The 16,445-nt window shown below is 39.3% G+C and carries 19 protein-coding genes; 15 read left to right on the forward strand and 4 right to left on the reverse strand.

The annotated features are described in order from the left end of the window. Positions 1 to 83: 83 nt before the first annotated feature. The 11 genes from L0951_RS06520 (at position 84) to L0951_RS06570 (ending at position 9,069) form a co-directional block, all read left to right on the forward strand. Positions 84 to 740, forward strand: coding sequence for a MarR family winged helix-turn-helix transcriptional regulator (locus L0951_RS06520; protein ID WP_234110421.1), 657 nt, complete (start codon positions 84 to 86; stop codon positions 738 to 740). Next, a complete protein-coding gene (locus L0951_RS06525; protein WP_234110422.1) occupies positions 737 to 2,206 on the forward strand; it encodes a phytoene desaturase family protein in 1,470 nt (489 codons plus the stop codon). The genes L0951_RS06520 and L0951_RS06525 overlap by 4 nt, the downstream gene beginning before the upstream one ends. Positions 2,207 to 2,344: 138 nt before the next feature. Then, on the forward strand, positions 2,345 to 3,298 hold the full coding sequence (locus L0951_RS06530) for a fasciclin domain-containing protein (protein ID WP_234110423.1): 954 nt from the start codon (positions 2,345 to 2,347) through the stop codon (positions 3,296 to 3,298). A gap of 114 nt (positions 3,299 to 3,412) precedes the next feature. After that, positions 3,413 to 4,249, forward strand: coding sequence for a phytoene/squalene synthase family protein (locus L0951_RS06535; protein WP_234110424.1), 837 nt, complete (start codon positions 3,413 to 3,415; stop codon positions 4,247 to 4,249). Between the two features lie 134 nt (positions 4,250 to 4,383). Next, on the forward strand, positions 4,384 to 4,704 hold the full coding sequence (locus L0951_RS06540) for a hypothetical protein (protein ID WP_234110425.1): 321 nt from the start codon (positions 4,384 to 4,386) through the stop codon (positions 4,702 to 4,704). A 3-nt stretch (positions 4,705 to 4,707) separates the two neighbouring features. Next, positions 4,708 to 5,166: an SRPBCC family protein gene (locus L0951_RS06545; RefSeq protein WP_234110426.1), complete on the forward strand. Its 459-nt coding sequence runs from the start codon at positions 4,708 to 4,710 to the stop codon at positions 5,164 to 5,166. A gap of 12 nt (positions 5,167 to 5,178) precedes the next feature. After that, positions 5,179 to 5,637 (forward strand): sterol desaturase family protein, encoded by a 459-nt coding sequence (locus tag L0951_RS06550; protein WP_234110427.1) that lies wholly within the window; start codon positions 5,179 to 5,181, stop codon positions 5,635 to 5,637. Next, positions 5,634 to 6,341: a lycopene cyclase domain-containing protein gene (locus tag L0951_RS06555; RefSeq protein ID WP_234110428.1), complete on the forward strand. Its 708-nt coding sequence runs from the start codon at positions 5,634 to 5,636 to the stop codon at positions 6,339 to 6,341. Before L0951_RS06550 ends, L0951_RS06555 begins: the two co-directional genes overlap by 4 nt. After that, complete coding sequence (locus tag L0951_RS06560) at positions 6,319 to 6,879, forward strand: lipocalin family protein (protein ID WP_234110429.1); 561 nt, start codon at positions 6,319 to 6,321, stop codon at positions 6,877 to 6,879. Before L0951_RS06555 ends, L0951_RS06560 begins: the two co-directional genes overlap by 23 nt. Next, on the forward strand, positions 6,869 to 8,173 hold the full coding sequence (locus tag L0951_RS06565; protein WP_234110430.1) for a cryptochrome/photolyase family protein: 1,305 nt from the start codon (positions 6,869 to 6,871) through the stop codon (positions 8,171 to 8,173). The genes L0951_RS06560 and L0951_RS06565 overlap by 11 nt, the downstream gene beginning before the upstream one ends. Then, positions 8,170 to 9,069 carry a TIGR01777 family oxidoreductase gene (locus L0951_RS06570; protein WP_234110431.1) on the forward strand — a complete coding sequence of 300 codons (900 nt, stop codon included), beginning with the start codon at positions 8,170 to 8,172 and terminating at the stop codon, positions 9,067 to 9,069. Before L0951_RS06565 ends, L0951_RS06570 begins: the two co-directional genes overlap by 4 nt. Before the next feature lie 341 nt (positions 9,070 to 9,410). On the opposite strand, the gene L0951_RS06575 is transcribed toward L0951_RS06570, so the two are convergent. Continuing rightward, complete coding sequence (locus L0951_RS06575; RefSeq protein WP_234110432.1) at positions 9,411 to 11,024, reverse strand: M1 family metallopeptidase; 1,614 nt, start codon at positions 11,022 to 11,024, stop codon at positions 9,411 to 9,413. Between the two features lie 182 nt (positions 11,025 to 11,206). Continuing rightward, the gene (locus tag L0951_RS06580) at positions 11,207 to 12,064 is read right to left on the reverse strand and encodes a T9SS type A sorting domain-containing protein (protein WP_234110433.1); all 858 of its coding nucleotides are present in this window, start codon (positions 12,062 to 12,064) and stop codon (positions 11,207 to 11,209) included. Between the two features lie 144 nt (positions 12,065 to 12,208). On the opposite strand from L0951_RS06580, the gene L0951_RS06585 reads away from it, so the two are divergent. From L0951_RS06585 to L0951_RS06600, 4 genes are all read left to right on the forward strand, one after another. After that, on the forward strand, positions 12,209 to 13,234 hold the full coding sequence (locus tag L0951_RS06585) for a glutaminyl-peptide cyclotransferase (protein WP_234110434.1): 1,026 nt from the start codon (positions 12,209 to 12,211) through the stop codon (positions 13,232 to 13,234). A 117-nt stretch (positions 13,235 to 13,351) separates the two neighbouring features. Continuing rightward, a complete protein-coding gene (locus tag L0951_RS06590) occupies positions 13,352 to 14,098 on the forward strand; it encodes a hypothetical protein (RefSeq protein WP_234110435.1) in 747 nt (248 codons plus the stop codon). Between the two features lie 79 nt (positions 14,099 to 14,177). After that, the gene (locus L0951_RS06595) at positions 14,178 to 14,792 is read left to right on the forward strand and encodes a deoxynucleoside kinase (protein WP_234110436.1); all 615 of its coding nucleotides are present in this window, start codon (positions 14,178 to 14,180) and stop codon (positions 14,790 to 14,792) included. A 15-nt stretch (positions 14,793 to 14,807) separates the two neighbouring features. Continuing rightward, complete coding sequence (locus L0951_RS06600) at positions 14,808 to 15,155, forward strand: ArsC/Spx/MgsR family protein (protein ID WP_234110437.1); 348 nt, start codon at positions 14,808 to 14,810, stop codon at positions 15,153 to 15,155. Between the two features lie 99 nt (positions 15,156 to 15,254). On the opposite strand, the gene L0951_RS06605 is transcribed toward L0951_RS06600, so the two are convergent. Together L0951_RS06605 and L0951_RS06610 are read right to left on the reverse strand one after the other, a co-directional pair. Further along, the gene (locus L0951_RS06605) at positions 15,255 to 15,560 is read right to left on the reverse strand and encodes a DUF493 domain-containing protein (RefSeq protein WP_234110438.1); all 306 of its coding nucleotides are present in this window, start codon (positions 15,558 to 15,560) and stop codon (positions 15,255 to 15,257) included. A 94-nt stretch (positions 15,561 to 15,654) separates the two neighbouring features. Continuing rightward, positions 15,655 to 16,332 (reverse strand): DUF4197 family protein, encoded by a 678-nt coding sequence (locus L0951_RS06610; RefSeq protein ID WP_234110439.1) that lies wholly within the window; start codon positions 16,330 to 16,332, stop codon positions 15,655 to 15,657. Positions 16,333 to 16,445 lie beyond the last annotated feature (113 nt).

Here is a 16,445-nt window from a genome sequence, read left to right on the forward strand (position 1 = left end):
TAAGCTAATTTTTTTTAAAAATAGTTTATTTTTATTCTATTGTTCAAAATAAATAGTATATTTGTATCCTAAAATAGTTCAAAATGAATTATCGTTTAATTGAAGATGTCATTGATTTGGTTCAACAATTTGAGGTTGAAAATAAGGATACAGAAAACTATGAAGTGTCTGTGGATGGGTTTAAGAACTGGATTTCAAATGGTATTAACGCTGTTCCTCAAGAACCTGAATGGGAAGGTAAAGATAGGGGAAGAAGTGCGGAAAGTGTTATCAATACTTTAATTGTTCACTTAAACAGGTATGCAAAAAGTTATTCAAAATCGGCCATTTTGGGATCGGATTTTTCCACGCAGGATGATTTTATCTTCCTTATTAATCTGAATGCTTTTGGTGAAATGTCTAAGATGGAACTGATCAAAAAGAATGTCCACGAAAAACCGGTCGGAATGCAGATTATTAACCGGCTGATTGGATTAGGCTGGATTGAGCAGAGGGAATCTACCGCAGACAAAAGAAGTAAGTTGATTTCAGTTTCTGAAAAAGGTTTGGCTGCCTTAGAAAAGCAAATGGATAAAATCAGACAAGCAACAACGGTGGTTGCCGGCAATTTATCTCGAAACGAAAAGATGCAGCTGATTGGGCTGCTTCAAAAACTTGATGATTTTCATCAGCAGATATATGAGAAGAATAAAAAAACAGAACTTCTTTTAAACGAAGCTTTAAACACTATTTTGCAATGAAAAAAGTAGCTGTAATCGGTTCCGGTTTTTCTGGTTTGTCTGCTTCTGCTTATGCCGCCAGACAAGGATTGGAGGTGCATGTTTTTGAAAAACATGATCAACCGGGAGGAAGAGCAAGGCAATTCACCACGGCTGAAGGTTTTGTTTTTGATATGGGTCCAAGTTGGTATTGGATGCCGGATGTGATGGAGGATTTCTTTGCTGATTTTAATGGGAAAACCTCTGATTTTTTTCAGTTGGTGTCTTTGAACCCTCAGTTTGAAATGATTTTTTCTGATGACAAAGTCGAGGTGCCGGAAAGTTATGTAGAATTACAAGCCCTCTTTGAAAAATTAGAGAAAGGTGCAGGCGAAAAATTAGATCGGTTCATGAAGGCTGCAAAATTCAAATACGAAGTGGGAATGAAGGACTTTGTGACCAAGCCTTCCCATAATTGGTTTGAATTTATGGCTCCGAAAATAGCACTAAGTGCCCTGAAATTAGATTTATTGACCAACTTTCGGAGTTATGTTTCCAGATATTTTAAAAATGATAAGTTGAGGATGCTCATGGAGTTTCCGGTGATTTTTCTAGGGGCTTCACCTAAGGATATTCCTGCTATGTACAGTCTAATGAATTACGGAGGTTATGCTTTAGGTACTCATTATCCTTTGGGTGGTTTCTACCAATTGGTTTTAGCGATGAAGGAGGTGGCTGAAGAGCAAGGTGCTGCTTTCCACTTCAGCAGTAATGTGGAAAGCATCAATATTGAGAATGGAGCGGTTAAATCTTTAACGGTGAACGGTGAAGATATCCAGTTTGATGCAGTGATTGCTTCATCAGATTATCATCATACAGAGACTTTATTACAGAAAGAATACAGAAATTATACGGAAGATTACTGGGAAAAAAGAACATTTGCGCCATCCAGTCTCCTCTTTTATTTGGGGATAGACGAAAAAATTCCCAGCCTCAAACACCATACACTGTTTTTCGAAAACGATCTGGATGAGCATATTGCCTGCATTTATGGTGAAAAGAAATGGCCGGAAAATCCACTGTTTTATTGTTGCTGTCCTTCCAAAACTGATCGTAATGTGGCACCGGATGGGAAGGAAAATATTTTTCTTTTAATGCCTTTGGCAATTGGAATTGCCGATGATGAAACGATCCGTGAAAAATATCTTCTGGAAATGCTGGAGCGAATTGAGAGACATACCGGAGTGGAAAACCTTGCTTCCAAAATTGCCTATCAAAGAAGCTATTGTGTAAGTGATTTTGTTGCAGATTATAATGCCTACGGCGGAAACGCTTACGGATTGGCCAATGTCTTGAGTCAAACAGCAGTTCTAAAACCAAAAATAAGAAATAAAAAAGTTCCAAATCTCTTTTATACAGGGCAATTAACGGTTCCTGGACCGGGAGTTCCCCCTTCGATTGTCTCCGGTAAAATTGTGGCCAATGAACTGATCAAAAATTTAAAATGATGAAAAATCTGAGTGAATATTTTAATCTTTATCATCAATCCGTCGTTGGTTTTGACAGGATGAAATGCAGGGGTCCATAAGTTGATCAAAAACTCCATATCTAAAAACATAAATTCTAACATATAAAATTTTGCTATCATGAAAAATAACAAGTCTTCTAAAATATCAAGTAAACTGATATTGTTGTTCCTGGGATTGTTTTTAGGGTTCACTTCATGCAGAGATAATAATGAGGAAACCCCAATGCCGCCCAACACGATCACTGATATTGTTTCTTCCAATAACAGTTTCTCTTTGCTGAAGTCTGCCGTAGTCAAAGCCAATCTGGCAGCAACTTTAAGTGGATCTGGTCCTTTTACCGTATTTGCTCCCAATGACGATGCTTTCATCGCTTCAGGAATTACAAGTAATGTGATTCAGGGCTTGTCTGCTGACCAGCTCAAAAATATTTTGCTGTATCATACTTTAGGCGCAAAAGTTTTGGCAGCAGATGTTCCGGCAGGTCCTAATGCCTCGGTCGCAACAGCAAGTGGTGAAAATATCTATGTGACCAAAAACAGCAAGGGTGTTTTCGTGAATGGTTGGAAGGTGACTCAAGCAGACATTGCTGCAAGTAATGGGGTGATCCATTCTTTGGAGCGTGTATTGCTACCGCCAAGTGGAAACATTGTAGAAGTAGCTCAAGGAAACAGTAATTTGACTTACTTAGTTGCAGCCGTATTGCGCGCAAGTGAAGGAAGTACCAATGTAGCACAGATATTGGCTTCAGCCGGACCTTTTACGGTATTTGCTCCCACCAATCAAGCTTTCATTGATGCAGGTTTCCCTACCATTGCCTCGATACAGGCAGCTGACCCAAACACATTAGCCGCCATTTTAACCTACCATGCTGTAGCAGCCAGAGCATTCTCATCGGATTTGTCTGACGGACAGCTTTTAAATACGGCGAACGGTGGTTCCATAAAAATAGGTTTAGGAGCCAACGCTACGGTTAAAGGAAACGGTAATGCAAGTCCAGCTAATATTACTGCTTTCAATATCATGGCGAAGAATGGTGTGGTTCATGTAATCGATAAGGTTTTACTCCCTTAATTTCGTTCAGATATAAAATTGAAATAAAAGAGGTCAGAGCATTTGAAATTGAACTAAATTCGTAAATGCTTTGGCCTTTTCTTAAAAGTAAAATATAAATCAAAAAAATCAGCCATGAAGCAATTATTTGACGAGCTTTCTTACTCGGTAAGTAAGATCACCACTCAAAAATACAGCACCAGTTTTTCGCTGGGTATTTTAGCCTTAAAGCCCTCCATTCGCCATGCTGTTTACGCTATTTACGGGTATGTGCGATTGGCAGATGAAATCGTGGATAGTTTTCATGATTTTGACAAGGAGAAATTATTGAAGCGACTGAAGAATGAGACCGAAATTGCACTCACTGAAAGAATTTCTCTGAACCCTATTCTGCAATCATTTCAAGAGACAGTGCACCGATACCAAATTGATAAAGTATTGATTGATCAGTTCCTGCACAGCATGGAAATGGATTTGCAGAAGATCGATTACAATTCCGAGCTCTATAATGAGTATATTTTTGGTTCTGCGGAAGTAGTGGGTTTGATGTGCCTGCAGGTTTTTGCAGAAGGCAATAAAATGAAATATGAAGAGTTGAAACCTTATGCCATGAAGTTGGGATCGGCATTTCAAAAAATAAATTTCCTGCGAGATATGAAATCTGATTATCAGGATTTGGGCAGAACCTATTTTCCCAATGTTGATATGCGGACATTCGACAATATGGTGAAATCTGAAATTGAAAAGGAGATAGAAGAAGAATTCAAGGAAGCCTTAATCGGCATCAGGAAATTGCCGGCTTCCGCCATGTTTGGGGTTTATCTGGCATACAAGTATTATTTATCTTTGTTTAAGAAAATTAAATCAAAATCGTCTGATGATATTTTTAGTTCACGGATAAGGGTTTCTAACCCAGAGAAAGCTTTCCTGGCATTTAAAAGCTATGTTCGGTATAAAACCGCGTTTTTGTAATGAAATTTTTAGCTTTTATTACACCGGCAATTGCATTGATTTGGAGTTTCAGCAGTGCTGATTTGCAGATTTATCGCCATAATTACAGCAAGGTGGTCACCGATAAAATACTGTGCGCAAAATTGATCAGCGATTTGGAAAAGGAAAAAAATAATTCAGCTGTCTATTTAGGCTACTTAGGTGCTTATCAAACCATTTGGGCCAATCATGTTTTTAGTCCATTAGAAAAACTCAATACCTTCAAAAAAGGAAAAAAAAATATAGAACAAGCCATCAGACAACAGCCAAAAAATGCAGAACTCCGGTTTATTCGATTTTCTGTTCAAAAGAATGCACCTGCTTTTTTGGGGTACAGATCGAATTTAAAAGAAGATGAGGAATTCATTAGAAAAAACAGAGATGCAATCGGTTCTGAAATTATAAGTAAACATATAGACGCACTGATAAAAGATTAATGTATGAGGTTTCAATTGTATAGAGAGCAGCAGTTAAATTGTGATGTAGAAACTGCGTGGGGATTTTTTTCTTCTCCGTCAAATCTTTCTGAGATTACCCCAAAAGATATGGGATTTCATGTGGTGAGTGATGACTCAGATCAAGATATTTATGAGGGAATGATTATTGAATACAGAGTGTCACCGTTGCTGGGAATACCTCTAAAATGGGTGACCAAAATTACCCAGGTTGAAAGCGGTAAAAGTTTTACCGATTTTCAGCAAAAAGGTCCATACCAATTTTGGAATCATTTCCATGAATTTATTCCTAATGAAAAAGGCGTATTCATGAAGGATACGGTGGATTACGAACTTCCTTTTGGATTATTGGGTGAAATCGCTCATCCGATTTTTGTGCGTAAAAAACTGGAAAATATCTTTAATTACCGTTTTCAGTTTTTAGAAAAAAAATTTAATCAATAGACCTGAAAAGAAATGAATCTCCTGATCACTTTAGCGGTATTTATTTGCATGGAAGGTGCTACCTGGATTATTCACAAATACATCATGCACGGATTTTTGTGGGTTTTGCATAAAGATCATCACGACCACAGCAACGAAGGCGTTTTGGAAAAAAATGACTATTTTTTTGTGATTTTCGCGCTGCCAACTATTGCATTAATGTATTTCGGTTCACTGGAAAACTTCAACTATCTATTTTTTATTGGGTTGGGAATTATGCTTTATGGAATGGCGTATTTTTTTGTCCACGATATCTTTATCCACCAACGTCTGAAAGTCTTTAAGCGTACCGATAATCCCTATTTTCTGGCGTTAAGAAGAGCACACAAACAGCATCACAAACATCTAGGCAAAGAAGATGGCGAGTGTTTCGGATTTTTGTATGTGCCCTACAAATATTTTAAAATGTATTTTAATAAAGAGCAAAAATGAGTTTTACTTATTCCCTGATATTGTTTTTCACGGTGATCATTTGTTTGATCGCCTCGTTTGATAGAAGAATAAGGTTTAATCGGCATTTTGCTGCGTTTTTTAAGGCAGCCGTCTTGGTTGCGGTTCCATTTATTGCGTGGGATATTTATTTTACCTCGATCGGCGTTTGGTGGTTCAATACAGATTACACCGTAGGAATTAAAATTGCGGGGCTTCCTCTGGAAGAAATCCTTTTCTTTATCTTCATTCCATTTTCCTGTGTCTTTACGTATTTTACCATTGATAAATACTACCCGTGGAAGTTCCTCTCTGCGTTCAATAACATTTTGGTATTCGCAAGTGTAATTATTTTGGCAGTTGTAGCCTTATTGAATGTGGACAAAATTTATACTTTAGTGACTGCCGTGGTCACCATTGCCACCTTGCTCTATCTGCATTTCATAGCAAGAGCGGAATGGATCACAAAAGCTTCCGCCGTGTTTTTACTCTTGATGTTGGGTTTTTTTCCGGTAAACGGAATTTTGACCGGAAGTTTCATTGCGCATCCCATTGTAAATTACAACCCAAAGGATTTCCTTGGAATCAGGATGTTTACCATCCCTGTCGAAGATGCGGTTTATGGCTATGCACAATTTCTTTTGGTGCTCTATTTTTTCAAACAATTTCAAAAGCAACAAAACAATGAAAACAAAAATAATCTTTAGCGCAGCCGTTTTGACTTGCGCAGTTTTGCTTTTAAATTCTTGCACCTCCATTCCTGAGAAAGCAAAACCTGTTCGGAATTTTGATGTCCATCGGTATTTGGGGACCTGGTATGAAATCGCCCGGTTTGATTTCCGGTTTGAGCGTGGTCTGGACAATACTTCGGCACATTATGCTTTAGACCCAAACGGAAATGTGATTGTGTTGAACAGTGGTTTCAATTCGGCGAAAAACAAATGGACTAAAGCGGAAGGACTGGCAAAATTTAGAGGAGAAAAAAGTGTAGCGGCTTTGAAAGTCAGCTTCTTTGGTCCTTTTTATGCCGGATATAATGTAGTTGCCTTAGATAAAGACTATCAATATGCATTGATTGCAGGAAAAGATCTTGACTATTTATGGATTTTATCCCGCAAAAAATCCATTCCGGATGAGGTGAAGGCAAATTACCTGAAAATTGCCCAAGAAATCGGTTATGACACCTCCAAATTAATTTGGGTAAAGCACGATAGAAATGACAACCCTTATTTGAATGAACACTAAAATTTCGATATTTTGGTTTAGGCGTGATTTGCGTTTGCAGGATAATTCCGGCCTGTCTCAAGCTTTGGCTTCCGGTTTTCCGGTGCTTCCGATTTTCATATTTGACCGGTCCATCTTAGATGCATTAGAAAACAAATATGATCGGCGCGTAGATTATATTCATCAGGCTCTTTCAGGAATCAACCTTTCATTAAAAAAACACCATTCAAAGCTCTTTTCGTTTGAAGGAGAACCTATGGAAATCTTCAAAAAACTCTCCGAAGAATACGATATTCAATCCGTGTTCTTCAACCGGGATTATGAACCTAAAGCCATTGACCGGGATACTGAAATTTACCATTATTTCAAAACCAAAAACATTTCTTTTAAAGCATTCAAAGACCAGGTAATTTTCGATAAGAATGAAATCGTAAAAAATGATGGAACGCCTTATACGGTTTTCACGCCCTATTCCAAAAAATGGAAAGAATCGCTGAGGGAAGATAGTTACAAGGAGATTCAATCTGATTCCAACAATTTCTTCAAAAGCGAATTTTCTGAAATCATTTCTTTAGAGGAGTTAGGATTTTTCAAAACAGATATGGTTTTTGAAAAACCCCAATTAGCCGCTTCAATTATTGATGAATACGATAAATTCAGAGATTTTCCGGCGTTGCAGAGAACCACTCAACTCGGAACTGCTTTGCGTTTTGGAACAATCAGCGTGCGCCGATGTGTGGCTTTTGCCTTAAAGCACAATGAAACCTGGTTGAACGAATTGATTTGGAGGGAGTTTTTTATGCAGATTTTGTATCATTTCCCAAAAGTGGTCAAACATTCCTTTAAGGCAAAATATGACCATATCCAGTGGCGGAATAATGAGCAGGAATTTAAATGGTGGTGTGAAGGCAAAACCGGCTATCCGATTGTGGATGCGGGAATGCGGCAATTGAATGAAACAGGTTATATGCATAATCGGGTGCGGATGATTGTCGCCAGTTTTTTGTGCAAACATTTGCTCATCGATTGGAGGTGGGGAGAAACGTATTTTGCCCAAAAACTGAATGATTACGATTTATCAGCCAACAACGGAAACTGGCAATGGGCAGCAGGTTGCGGTTGTGATGCGGCACCTTATTTCAGGGTCTTTAATCCCACTGCACAAACCGAAAAATTTGACAAGAAGCTGGAATATGTTAAAAAATGGTTGCCCGAATTTGGCACCAGCAATTATCCGAAACCAATCATTGAACATGCTCTTGCAAGAAATAGGGCTCTAAGAATTTATGGAGAAGCAATAAAAGAAAAAGCATGAAAAAAATACTCATCGCGGGTGGAACCGGATTTGTCGGGAAGCGTCTTGTTTCCTTTTTGGCGGAGCAAGGATATTTCATCAACGTCCTGACCCGGAAATCCATGGATCATCCGTCAGAAAACATTCAGTTTTTTAAGTGGAATATCGAGCAGCAATACATCGACAAGAAAGCTTTCGACGGTGTTGATGTTATTATCAACTTAACGGGTGCAAATATTGCCGAAGAAAAATGGACTAAAAAAAGGAAGCAGGAAATTATTGACAGCCGGATCAAGTCCATTAATTTGCTGTATCAATACGTTTCCGAAAATCATTTGAAAATAAATACCTTTATTTCATCTTCTGGAGTCGGAGTTTACGGAGCAGTAACCACTGCCAAAATCTATCGGGAGACCTCTGAAATGGGATCAGATTTTTTAGCTTCAGTCTGCCAGATTTGGGAAGCTGCAGCCATGAAGTTTCAAGATTTAGGGGCTAGAACTGTTATATTGCGCAAAGGCGTCATCATGGGAAAAGAGGGCGGAATGATTCAAAAATTAACGCCTTTAGCCAAACAGGGAATAAGTGTTTCACTGGGTTCTGGGAAGCAGTTTATGCCGTGGATGGATCTTCGGGATTTGGTCCGGCTGTATGCACTAATCCTTTCTAATCCTGAATTCTGCGGAGTTTATAATGCCGTCGCCACAGAACAGATTACCATGAATGACCTTTCCAAAACCCTGCTGAAATCTTTTGGAAAGAAAAGTTTTTTGCCTAATGTGCCCGCTTTTATCATTCGCCTGTTATATGGGGAAATGTCTGTTATGCTTCTGGAGGGTTCAAGAGTCAGCAATGAAAAATTAAAAAGCACCGGATTTTCCTTTGAATTTGACACCATAGAAAAGTCCTTATCGTAGTGAGTTCCCTCCAAAAAAATGGGGCTCCTTAGTTTTTCTGGAATTGACATTCATTCTTGATACACCACCATAATTAAAAGGTGTTTGAAATTTTCAAAAGGATCTATGGGGTTTTATTTTGTTTGCGGCGGACAAAAGGAAAGCTTTGTTGTTAGGCAAATGATTTGTGTTTAATCAGATTTTTGTTTGGGACTTTAAATAGCTTTATAAATTGTATTCATTACAAAAAAAAATAGCAGTTTTTTTAAAAATATACAACCCGTTTTAGCACAAATTCATAAGATAATGAACTCGTCAGGATTTTTACAGAGCATGAAACAGCTGAAATTTAAATAGGAAAACTAATTTTTTTGATATTCGATATAGTAATTCCCGTCAAACGAAACCGGTTTCGAAGATTTCAAATTGACGGTTTGCCATTTTTCATTCGGCGAAATCATCTGGTTTCCATTGATCCTTAAAGGAAGTTTAAAATTTTCAACCACGTTGCTGTAGCGGAATTTGAACCTTTTTCCATGTTGTGCGTATTCCAAAACCGGGATTTTGGTGGTCCTCAGGTATTGGTTGAAAACCGAACTGAAGTCAATTCCTGATTTTTGACTGATATAGTCTTCAACTTGTTTGGTGGTTACGGTTTGGTGGTAGAAATCTTTATTAAGACCGCGCAAAATCTGTCGGAATTTCTCGTCGTCATTGATCACTTGGCGGATTGTGTGGATCATATTTGCGCCTTTGTAATACATGTCGCCGCTACCGCTTTTTCCCACTCCGTATTTCCCGATGATCGGTCGGTCGTTTCTGATGTTTTGCCGGATTCCCTGCACGTATTTTTCAGCGGATATCTTGTCCATGAACTTTTCGGTGAAAAGTGTTTCGGAGTAGCTCGTGAAACCTTCGTGGATCCACATGTCTGCTTTGTCTTTCGCCGTGATGTTGTTGGCAAACCATTCGTGTCCGCTTTCATGGATGATGATGAAATCCCAGTTTAAGCCCACTCCGGTTCCCGAAACATCTCTCCCCAAATAGCCATTCTCAAAATGATTTCCATAAGCTACCGAACTTTGGTGCTCCATCCCGAGATACGGACTTTCAACCAGTTTGAAAGAATCCTCGTAAAAAGGGTAGGGACCAAACCAGTATTCAAAAGCCTTCATCATGGGCTTTACCTGAGAGAACTGTTTTTTCGCTTTCTCCAGGTTGTAATCCAAAACCCAGTAATCGAGGTCGAGTTTACCTTTCTCCCCGTCATAAGTATCCTTGAAATTCACATATCTGCCGACGTTTGGAATGATGGAGTAGTCATTGATTGGGTTTTTCACTTCCCAGGTAAAGATTTTTTTTCCGTTTTCTTCGGTGGTGGAAATCAATCTTCCGTTTCCTACCCCCACTAAATCTTTCGGCGTGATAATCTTCATCACGATTCCGTCATCGGGTTCATCACTCCATATGTCTTTTGTGGGCAACCAAACTGAGGCACCTATCCCTTCCTGCGCGACAGAAATCCAAGGACGGCCGTTTTGATCTTTGGTGAAAATCCAGCCGCCGTCCCATGGTGCGTTTTTGGCGATGGTGGGATTTCCCGAAAAGCTAATATCAATGCTGAATTGCTGCCCTTTCTTGAAATTCTGTTTGGAAGAGACAAAGATGAAATCGCCGTTTCTTTGATAACCATCCACGGTGGGGAATTCTGCTTTCAGCAAATCCACTTTCATGGGTTGCTGAAGATCGATTTGAAAGACAGGATTCAGAACATCCTTCGTGATTTCAAAAGTAATCTTATTGGTGCCGGAAATCGATTGATGTTCAAAATCGGGCTCCGCAGAAAGTTCGTATTTTTTCACATCCCAGAAATTCCGGAATGCGGTGTTTGAACCTTTCAAGGTGTCCTGTTTGGTGAAATTCTGCGCCGAAAAAAGACTCGCCGAAAAAACGAATGTCAGAAAAAATATTCTCATAAAATTAAAGATAGACTCCATACAAAGATACTTATTTTAATAAACATCAGCGGGCTTTCCGAAGGTGAGTTGGATGTGTTTGAGATTCAGTCGTCCCAATGGCATTGGCTTAAAAGATAGGTGAAAACAAAGACCGCCCAAACTTGTCGGACGGTCTTTTTTAGTTGGTGAAAATGATAAAATTATTCCTTGATCATTTTCTGAATATGAATCTGGCCATCATCACCTTTCACTTTTAGGATATAGTTTCCTTTTGCAAGGCCGGACACATTTACAGAAGTGGCCAATCTTGAAGTTTTCAAAGGCATCAGCTTTCCTGACATATCGTAAATTTCAACGGATTCCACATTTAATCCTTTATCCATTTTGAAGTTAAGGATTTCTTTAACCGGATTAGGATAAATCTGCAACTGTCTTGAGTTGATGATTTCTGTAACACCAAGGAAATTTTCTCCGGTGATGGTCATTACCCATTTCGCCGGGAAAGAAGCCAATGCACCCGTTCCTGTAGCTACAGGAGTAGTAACGCCACATGTAGCAGATTTCAGGTAAGATGGTCCGGTTTGGGTTCCGTTATTTGCTCCCATGTAGAACAGTTCTCCTGTTCCTGTGCCATCGTGGAAGATTTCTACTACAAAAGAGGTCCCGTTTTGAATCACTTGGGAATAAGCAGTTCCGGTGTCTACGATTCCCAAGTTGTTCGCTGCCGTCACATTTACCGTAGCAGAAGATAATAATGTGGTTGGTCCGGTAGGATAGGTTCCGGAGTCTAATTTGTAAACCCTTGCATTCACTACCATAGGTTTGTTTGCAGATTCCACACCAAATGCAATTTTGGTGATTTTGTAATCATAATTAATCCCATAGTCAGATAACTTGAATGCCCTCGAATAGGCATTGTCTTTCGTTTCTACGCCACTTGCGGCGCATGCTACGGAAGTAGCCGCAGTGACGGTGTTTGAGCCACTTTGCGTAATTACCTGTGCATAAGAACTGGATGCTAAGAAAGCAACCGCTAAACCTGTAAAGATTTTTTTCATAAAAATTTAATTTAAGTTAGTGCAACGAATATATGAATATTACCGCACCGTGCCTAATTTTTTTGTCAATTTTTTGGAGGATTAAAAAAAAGGATAAGGCAAGTAATGGAAAAAAAATCGCTATTTTTGGAAAAATTTTTATTAATGAAAATCAGAGTGCTGCTCGCCATTTTTGCCTTTTCAGTGGTAATTTCCTGCAACAAGGACAAAGACATTCTCAATACTTTAAATGAGTACAATACCGAAATGGAATCAAAAGGTTACCATTTTGGTGATGTTTTGAACTTGCCTAAAGAAGTAACAGAAAATGCTGAAAGTATCGCAATCAGTTTCGGCGACAAGGAAACCTCCACTTTAATCGTGGATCCAGAATTTTTCACCTTGGGCGACAATGCGGTAACTTTTAACATTAAAAAGAAAAACGGCGAGATCCTGACCCAAGATGCAACCATCTATGTTTTCGCAAAAAATCCTGAAGCAAAGCTGACTTATAAAATCGTAAAGGAATATCCACACGACCCGAAAAATTTTGTGCAGGGATTCCAACTCGAAGGAAACACTGTTTATGAATCCGACGGACAACACGGCGAATCCAGAATCCTGAAATATACATTGGGAGAAACCACTCCAATCGCTTCAACTTCACAGCCGGAAGATGTTTTTTCTGAGGGTTCCACAATCGTTGGCGACAAAATCTATCAGCTGACCTGGCAAAACAAGAAAGGCTTTATCTACGACAAAAATTCGTTGAAATTGTTGGCCGAATTTCCTTATCCAAACGTGATGGGAGAAGGATGGGGTTTGACCTATGACGGCAAAAATCTGATCGCTTCCGATGGTACCAAAAATATCTATTTCCTGGAGGTTTCAGATCCCTCGAAAATGGTGCGGTATATTTCGGTGGCCGGAAATACCGAGGCTTATGACCAACTCAATGAATTGGAGTACCACAAAGGGTTCATCTATGCGAATGTTTGGCAAAAGCCGATCATCCTGAAAATTAATCCGCAAAATGGGGAAGTGGTCGGGAAATTCGACTTTACAGATCTTGCGAAACTGAACACTAAAGATCCGACAAATGACGTGCTGAATGGAATCGCATTCAAAGGCGAGCATATGTTGGTGACCGGAAAATTGTGGCCGAAGATTTATGAGGTTTCGATTCAGTAGGGACCTATCGAAACTTGTCCAAAGCGGCGAACCTGCGAAATGTTGGTAATAACAATCCATCACCTAAAATGAAGATGCGAAGCACCGAAATCTAAGTTGAAAGCTTTTCTGAAAATCTTGGCAATATTCCTTTTCTGCTCAATTTCGGCGCAGAGAAACCTGCCGTTTGATTCGCTGCGCCTAAAAGATGCAAGCGACCTGTTCGCTGATGATTATGGAAATATCTATCTCTACAGGAACAAGGATTTCTCTTTATCCAAGTATGATTCTTTGGGAAAGCAACTCGGAAAGCTGATGCTGACTTTGCCTTTCAAAATCCAGTCGGTTCAGAATCCGCTGAATATTCCCTCGTTCTCTGAAAACGCCCAGGAACTGAGGTTTTTCGACCAGAACCTGAATCTGATCCAGTCCATTGATCTGCGAGAAAAATTTGGAATGATTAAGGAAGTTTATGTGGAAGATCTGCAGCAGGTTTGGCTTCTGGATGAAAGCACCAAACGGCTGATCCAATATAATTTCAGGACGAAACAGATCATCAACGCATTTCCAATCGCAATTGATGACATGGATTTGGTTGATATTTTGGTTTTTGAAAACAAACTTTATCTGCTCACCAAAGACCTTTTTTCGGTGTATGATTTCAAGGCGGTTAAACTTTTGGAAATTCCCCTATCTGATGGAAAAATGCTGAGGAGAGAAAATAACAGAGTGCTGATTATGGGCAAAAACAGCATCAAGCGTGTTGAAGGTAACTCATTGAAAACGATTTTCATGGCTGAAAAATCTAAGATTGTGGATAAAAACTCGTCGTCTTATTTTGCAATCAAAGGCAACAAACTTTATCTTTACCCACTTAACGAGTAATGAGAAATTGGCGATGGGAAATTCATCTATTCCGCTGATTTTCTTAATATTTCAATCACCTAATTTTTAATTTTTACCCATGCACATCGCGATCACCGGAAATATCGGCGCCGGAAAAACCACTTTAACCACTATGCTTTCCAAACATTACGGTTGGGATGCCCAATTTGAAGACGTGGATCACAATCCTTATTTGGAGGATTTTTACGCAGACATGGCAAAATGGAGTTTTGCACTGCAGATTTATTTCCTGGGAAGCCGCTTCCGGCAGGTGAAAGAAATTCGCGAAAGCGGAAAGAACATCATTCAGGACCGCACAATTTACGAAGATGCCCACATTTTTGCGGAAAACCTGAACGATATGGAATTGATGACGGATCGGGATTTCAATAATTATGCCTCGGTTTTCAACCTGATGAAAAGCTTCGTTTCTGCACCAGATCTGTTGATTTATCTGAAATCGGATGTTCCCAATCTGGTCAATAAAATCTATAAGAGAGGCCGCGATTACGAAGCCACGATTTCAATTGAATATCTGTCTAAGCTCAACCAAAAATATGAAAAGTGGATTTCCAACTATCAGGAAGGAAAACTTTTGGTCATCGAGGTTGATGATTTGGATTTCGTGGAAAGACCTGAAGATTTTGGGTATATTTTAGAAAGAATCGAGACCGAACTGCACGGACTTTTCTAAAAGATAAATAGCAATATGATCACGCTTTTACATCATCATTCCTGTTCGAAATCCAGATGTGTTCTTGATTATCTGGAAGAGGAAAAAATCCCCTACGAACTGGTTGACTTCATCAATTATCCGATTCCGGAAGCCTACTTAAAGTCGGTGCTGCAAAAACTGAATCTTCCGGTTGACGCCATCATTAGAAAAAACGAGGTGCTTTTTCAGGAGAAATTCGCGGATCAAAATCTTTCGGAAGACGAGTGGGTCAAAATCCTGATCGATAACCCGGAACTGATGCAGCGTCCAATTTTAATTAAAGATGAAATCGCCATCATCGGAAGACCATTCGAAAAAGTGCTGGAGTTTTTGAAAGAATGAAACTCAAAATGAAGTGCCATGAACGCCTGTTCAGTTTCTCATCAATTAAGCACCAATCAAATCTTTTCCGTCAGTAATCAGATGTTTGATGACTTGGTTTTAGAGCATCATGACTTCCTCTATCTTTCCGACTTTTTTGTAGATTTTGATGACCTGATCAGCATCCAACACAAACGCATTGATGCTCAGTGAGGTGTATTTTCCATTCTTGCTTTCCCTAGAGTTCAGCGTAAACTTGATCTGATCAAAAACGCGGTAGATTTCGGTAAGTTTTGCTGGATCATTTGCCACAATAAACTTAAAAAGATAATCTTCAGGAAAATCATGGGTTGCTTCCAGCTTTTCCTTTAAAGATGCATAAAATTCCTCCGGATTACTCGTGCTGCTGCCTTCTATTATATTCATTGTCGTTGTTTTTAATGATAAAAAATTCCGGAACCTGCCGGAATTTCAAAGATATTAAATTTTATTTTTTCTTTTGCGGAATCCTGCGTTGGTTTTATTTCATCCCTCCTAATGCGTTCAAAATCTGTGTGGAATTTTGCTGTTCGTGATGTTGAATAATGTTGAAAAGCCCATTTACCATCTGCTCCGATGCGAAGTTGCTGATTCCGCTGGTGACAGATGTGTTTTGACCGCCCAGAATTGTGGTCAGAATGTTGTTTCCCGCCAGTGCAGTATTCAAAGTTTTGATGATTCCGAACTCGTTCAGTTTTGCATCTACTTTTGGTGCGATCGCCGCCATCAGCTGTTGCGAAGTTCTTTCTTTCAGGAGTTGTGTGGCAGCACCGCTTCCACCCTGAACGATTCTTGCTGCGTCTTCGGCGGTCAATGAATTCACGGCATTCACCAAGATTGGTCGTGAAGTTTCAACGGTAAAAGCTGCTGCCTGTGCTATATATTCCTTTTCTTTTTGAACCAGGTTGTTCAATCCAAGATTGGTTAGCGTGTTATTGATGCTTTTGAGTTGCTGCGGCAGAGCTGCCTCGATCAGTTGATTGGCGAGGAAACTGTCTTTGTTGCTGAAAATATCAAGTCCTTTTGTAATTCCACCAAGCAGAATTTGCTTTAGGATGCTTAAACCTACGCTTGAAGTGGCTAGTGCCAAACATGATTGGGTGGTAGTTCCGAGGGTTGCAACTGCCATGGTGGCAACTAAAATAGTATTTCGTCTCATTTTGAAGATTTTAAGTTAATTTTTGAATAGGTGAAAATTATTTCTCAAATATTAAGCCAAACAATTAAAAAGGTTTTCCCAAATAAAATTCACTTTCTTTCATGAAAGTTGAA

The sequence above is a fragment of the Chryseobacterium sp. R2A-55 genome (genome assembly GCF_021401085.1).
In the GTDB taxonomy this organism is placed as follows: Bacteria; Bacteroidota; Bacteroidia; order Flavobacteriales; family Weeksellaceae; genus Kaistella.

What these genes read in the sequence shown, in the direction of transcription:
- L0951_RS06520 (WP_234110421.1), top strand. Translation starts at nt 84, where the DNA reads ATGAATTATCGTTTAATTGAAGATGTCATTGATTTGGTTCAACAATTT.
- L0951_RS06525 (WP_234110422.1), top strand. Translation starts at nt 737, where the DNA reads ATGAAAAAAGTAGCTGTAATCGGTTCCGGTTTTTCTGGTTTGTCTGCT.
- L0951_RS06530 (WP_234110423.1), top strand. Translation starts at nt 2,345, where the DNA reads ATGAAAAATAACAAGTCTTCTAAAATATCAAGTAAACTGATATTGTTG.
- L0951_RS06535 (WP_234110424.1), top strand. Translation starts at nt 3,413, where the DNA reads ATGAAGCAATTATTTGACGAGCTTTCTTACTCGGTAAGTAAGATCACC.
- L0951_RS06545 (WP_234110426.1), top strand. Translation starts at nt 4,708, where the DNA reads ATGAGGTTTCAATTGTATAGAGAGCAGCAGTTAAATTGTGATGTAGAA.
- L0951_RS06550 (WP_234110427.1), top strand. Translation starts at nt 5,179, where the DNA reads ATGAATCTCCTGATCACTTTAGCGGTATTTATTTGCATGGAAGGTGCT.
- L0951_RS06555 (WP_234110428.1), top strand. Translation starts at nt 5,634, where the DNA reads ATGAGTTTTACTTATTCCCTGATATTGTTTTTCACGGTGATCATTTGT.
- L0951_RS06560 (WP_234110429.1), top strand. Translation starts at nt 6,319, where the DNA reads ATGAAAACAAAAATAATCTTTAGCGCAGCCGTTTTGACTTGCGCAGTT.
- L0951_RS06565 (WP_234110430.1), top strand. Translation starts at nt 6,869, where the DNA reads ATGAACACTAAAATTTCGATATTTTGGTTTAGGCGTGATTTGCGTTTG.
- L0951_RS06570 (WP_234110431.1), top strand. Translation starts at nt 8,170, where the DNA reads ATGAAAAAAATACTCATCGCGGGTGGAACCGGATTTGTCGGGAAGCGT.
- L0951_RS06575 (WP_234110432.1), bottom strand. Translation starts at nt 11,024, where the DNA reads ATGAGAATATTTTTTCTGACATTCGTTTTTTCGGCGAGTCTTTTTTCG.
- L0951_RS06580 (WP_234110433.1), bottom strand. Translation starts at nt 12,064, where the DNA reads ATGAAAAAAATCTTTACAGGTTTAGCGGTTGCTTTCTTAGCATCCAGT.
- L0951_RS06585 (WP_234110434.1), top strand. Translation starts at nt 12,209, where the DNA reads ATGAAAATCAGAGTGCTGCTCGCCATTTTTGCCTTTTCAGTGGTAATT.
- L0951_RS06595 (WP_234110436.1), top strand. Translation starts at nt 14,178, where the DNA reads ATGCACATCGCGATCACCGGAAATATCGGCGCCGGAAAAACCACTTTA.
- L0951_RS06600 (WP_234110437.1), top strand. Translation starts at nt 14,808, where the DNA reads ATGATCACGCTTTTACATCATCATTCCTGTTCGAAATCCAGATGTGTT.
- L0951_RS06605 (WP_234110438.1), bottom strand. Translation starts at nt 15,560, where the DNA reads ATGAATATAATAGAAGGCAGCAGCACGAGTAATCCGGAGGAATTTTAT.
- L0951_RS06610 (WP_234110439.1), bottom strand. Translation starts at nt 16,332, where the DNA reads ATGAGACGAAATACTATTTTAGTTGCCACCATGGCAGTTGCAACCCTC.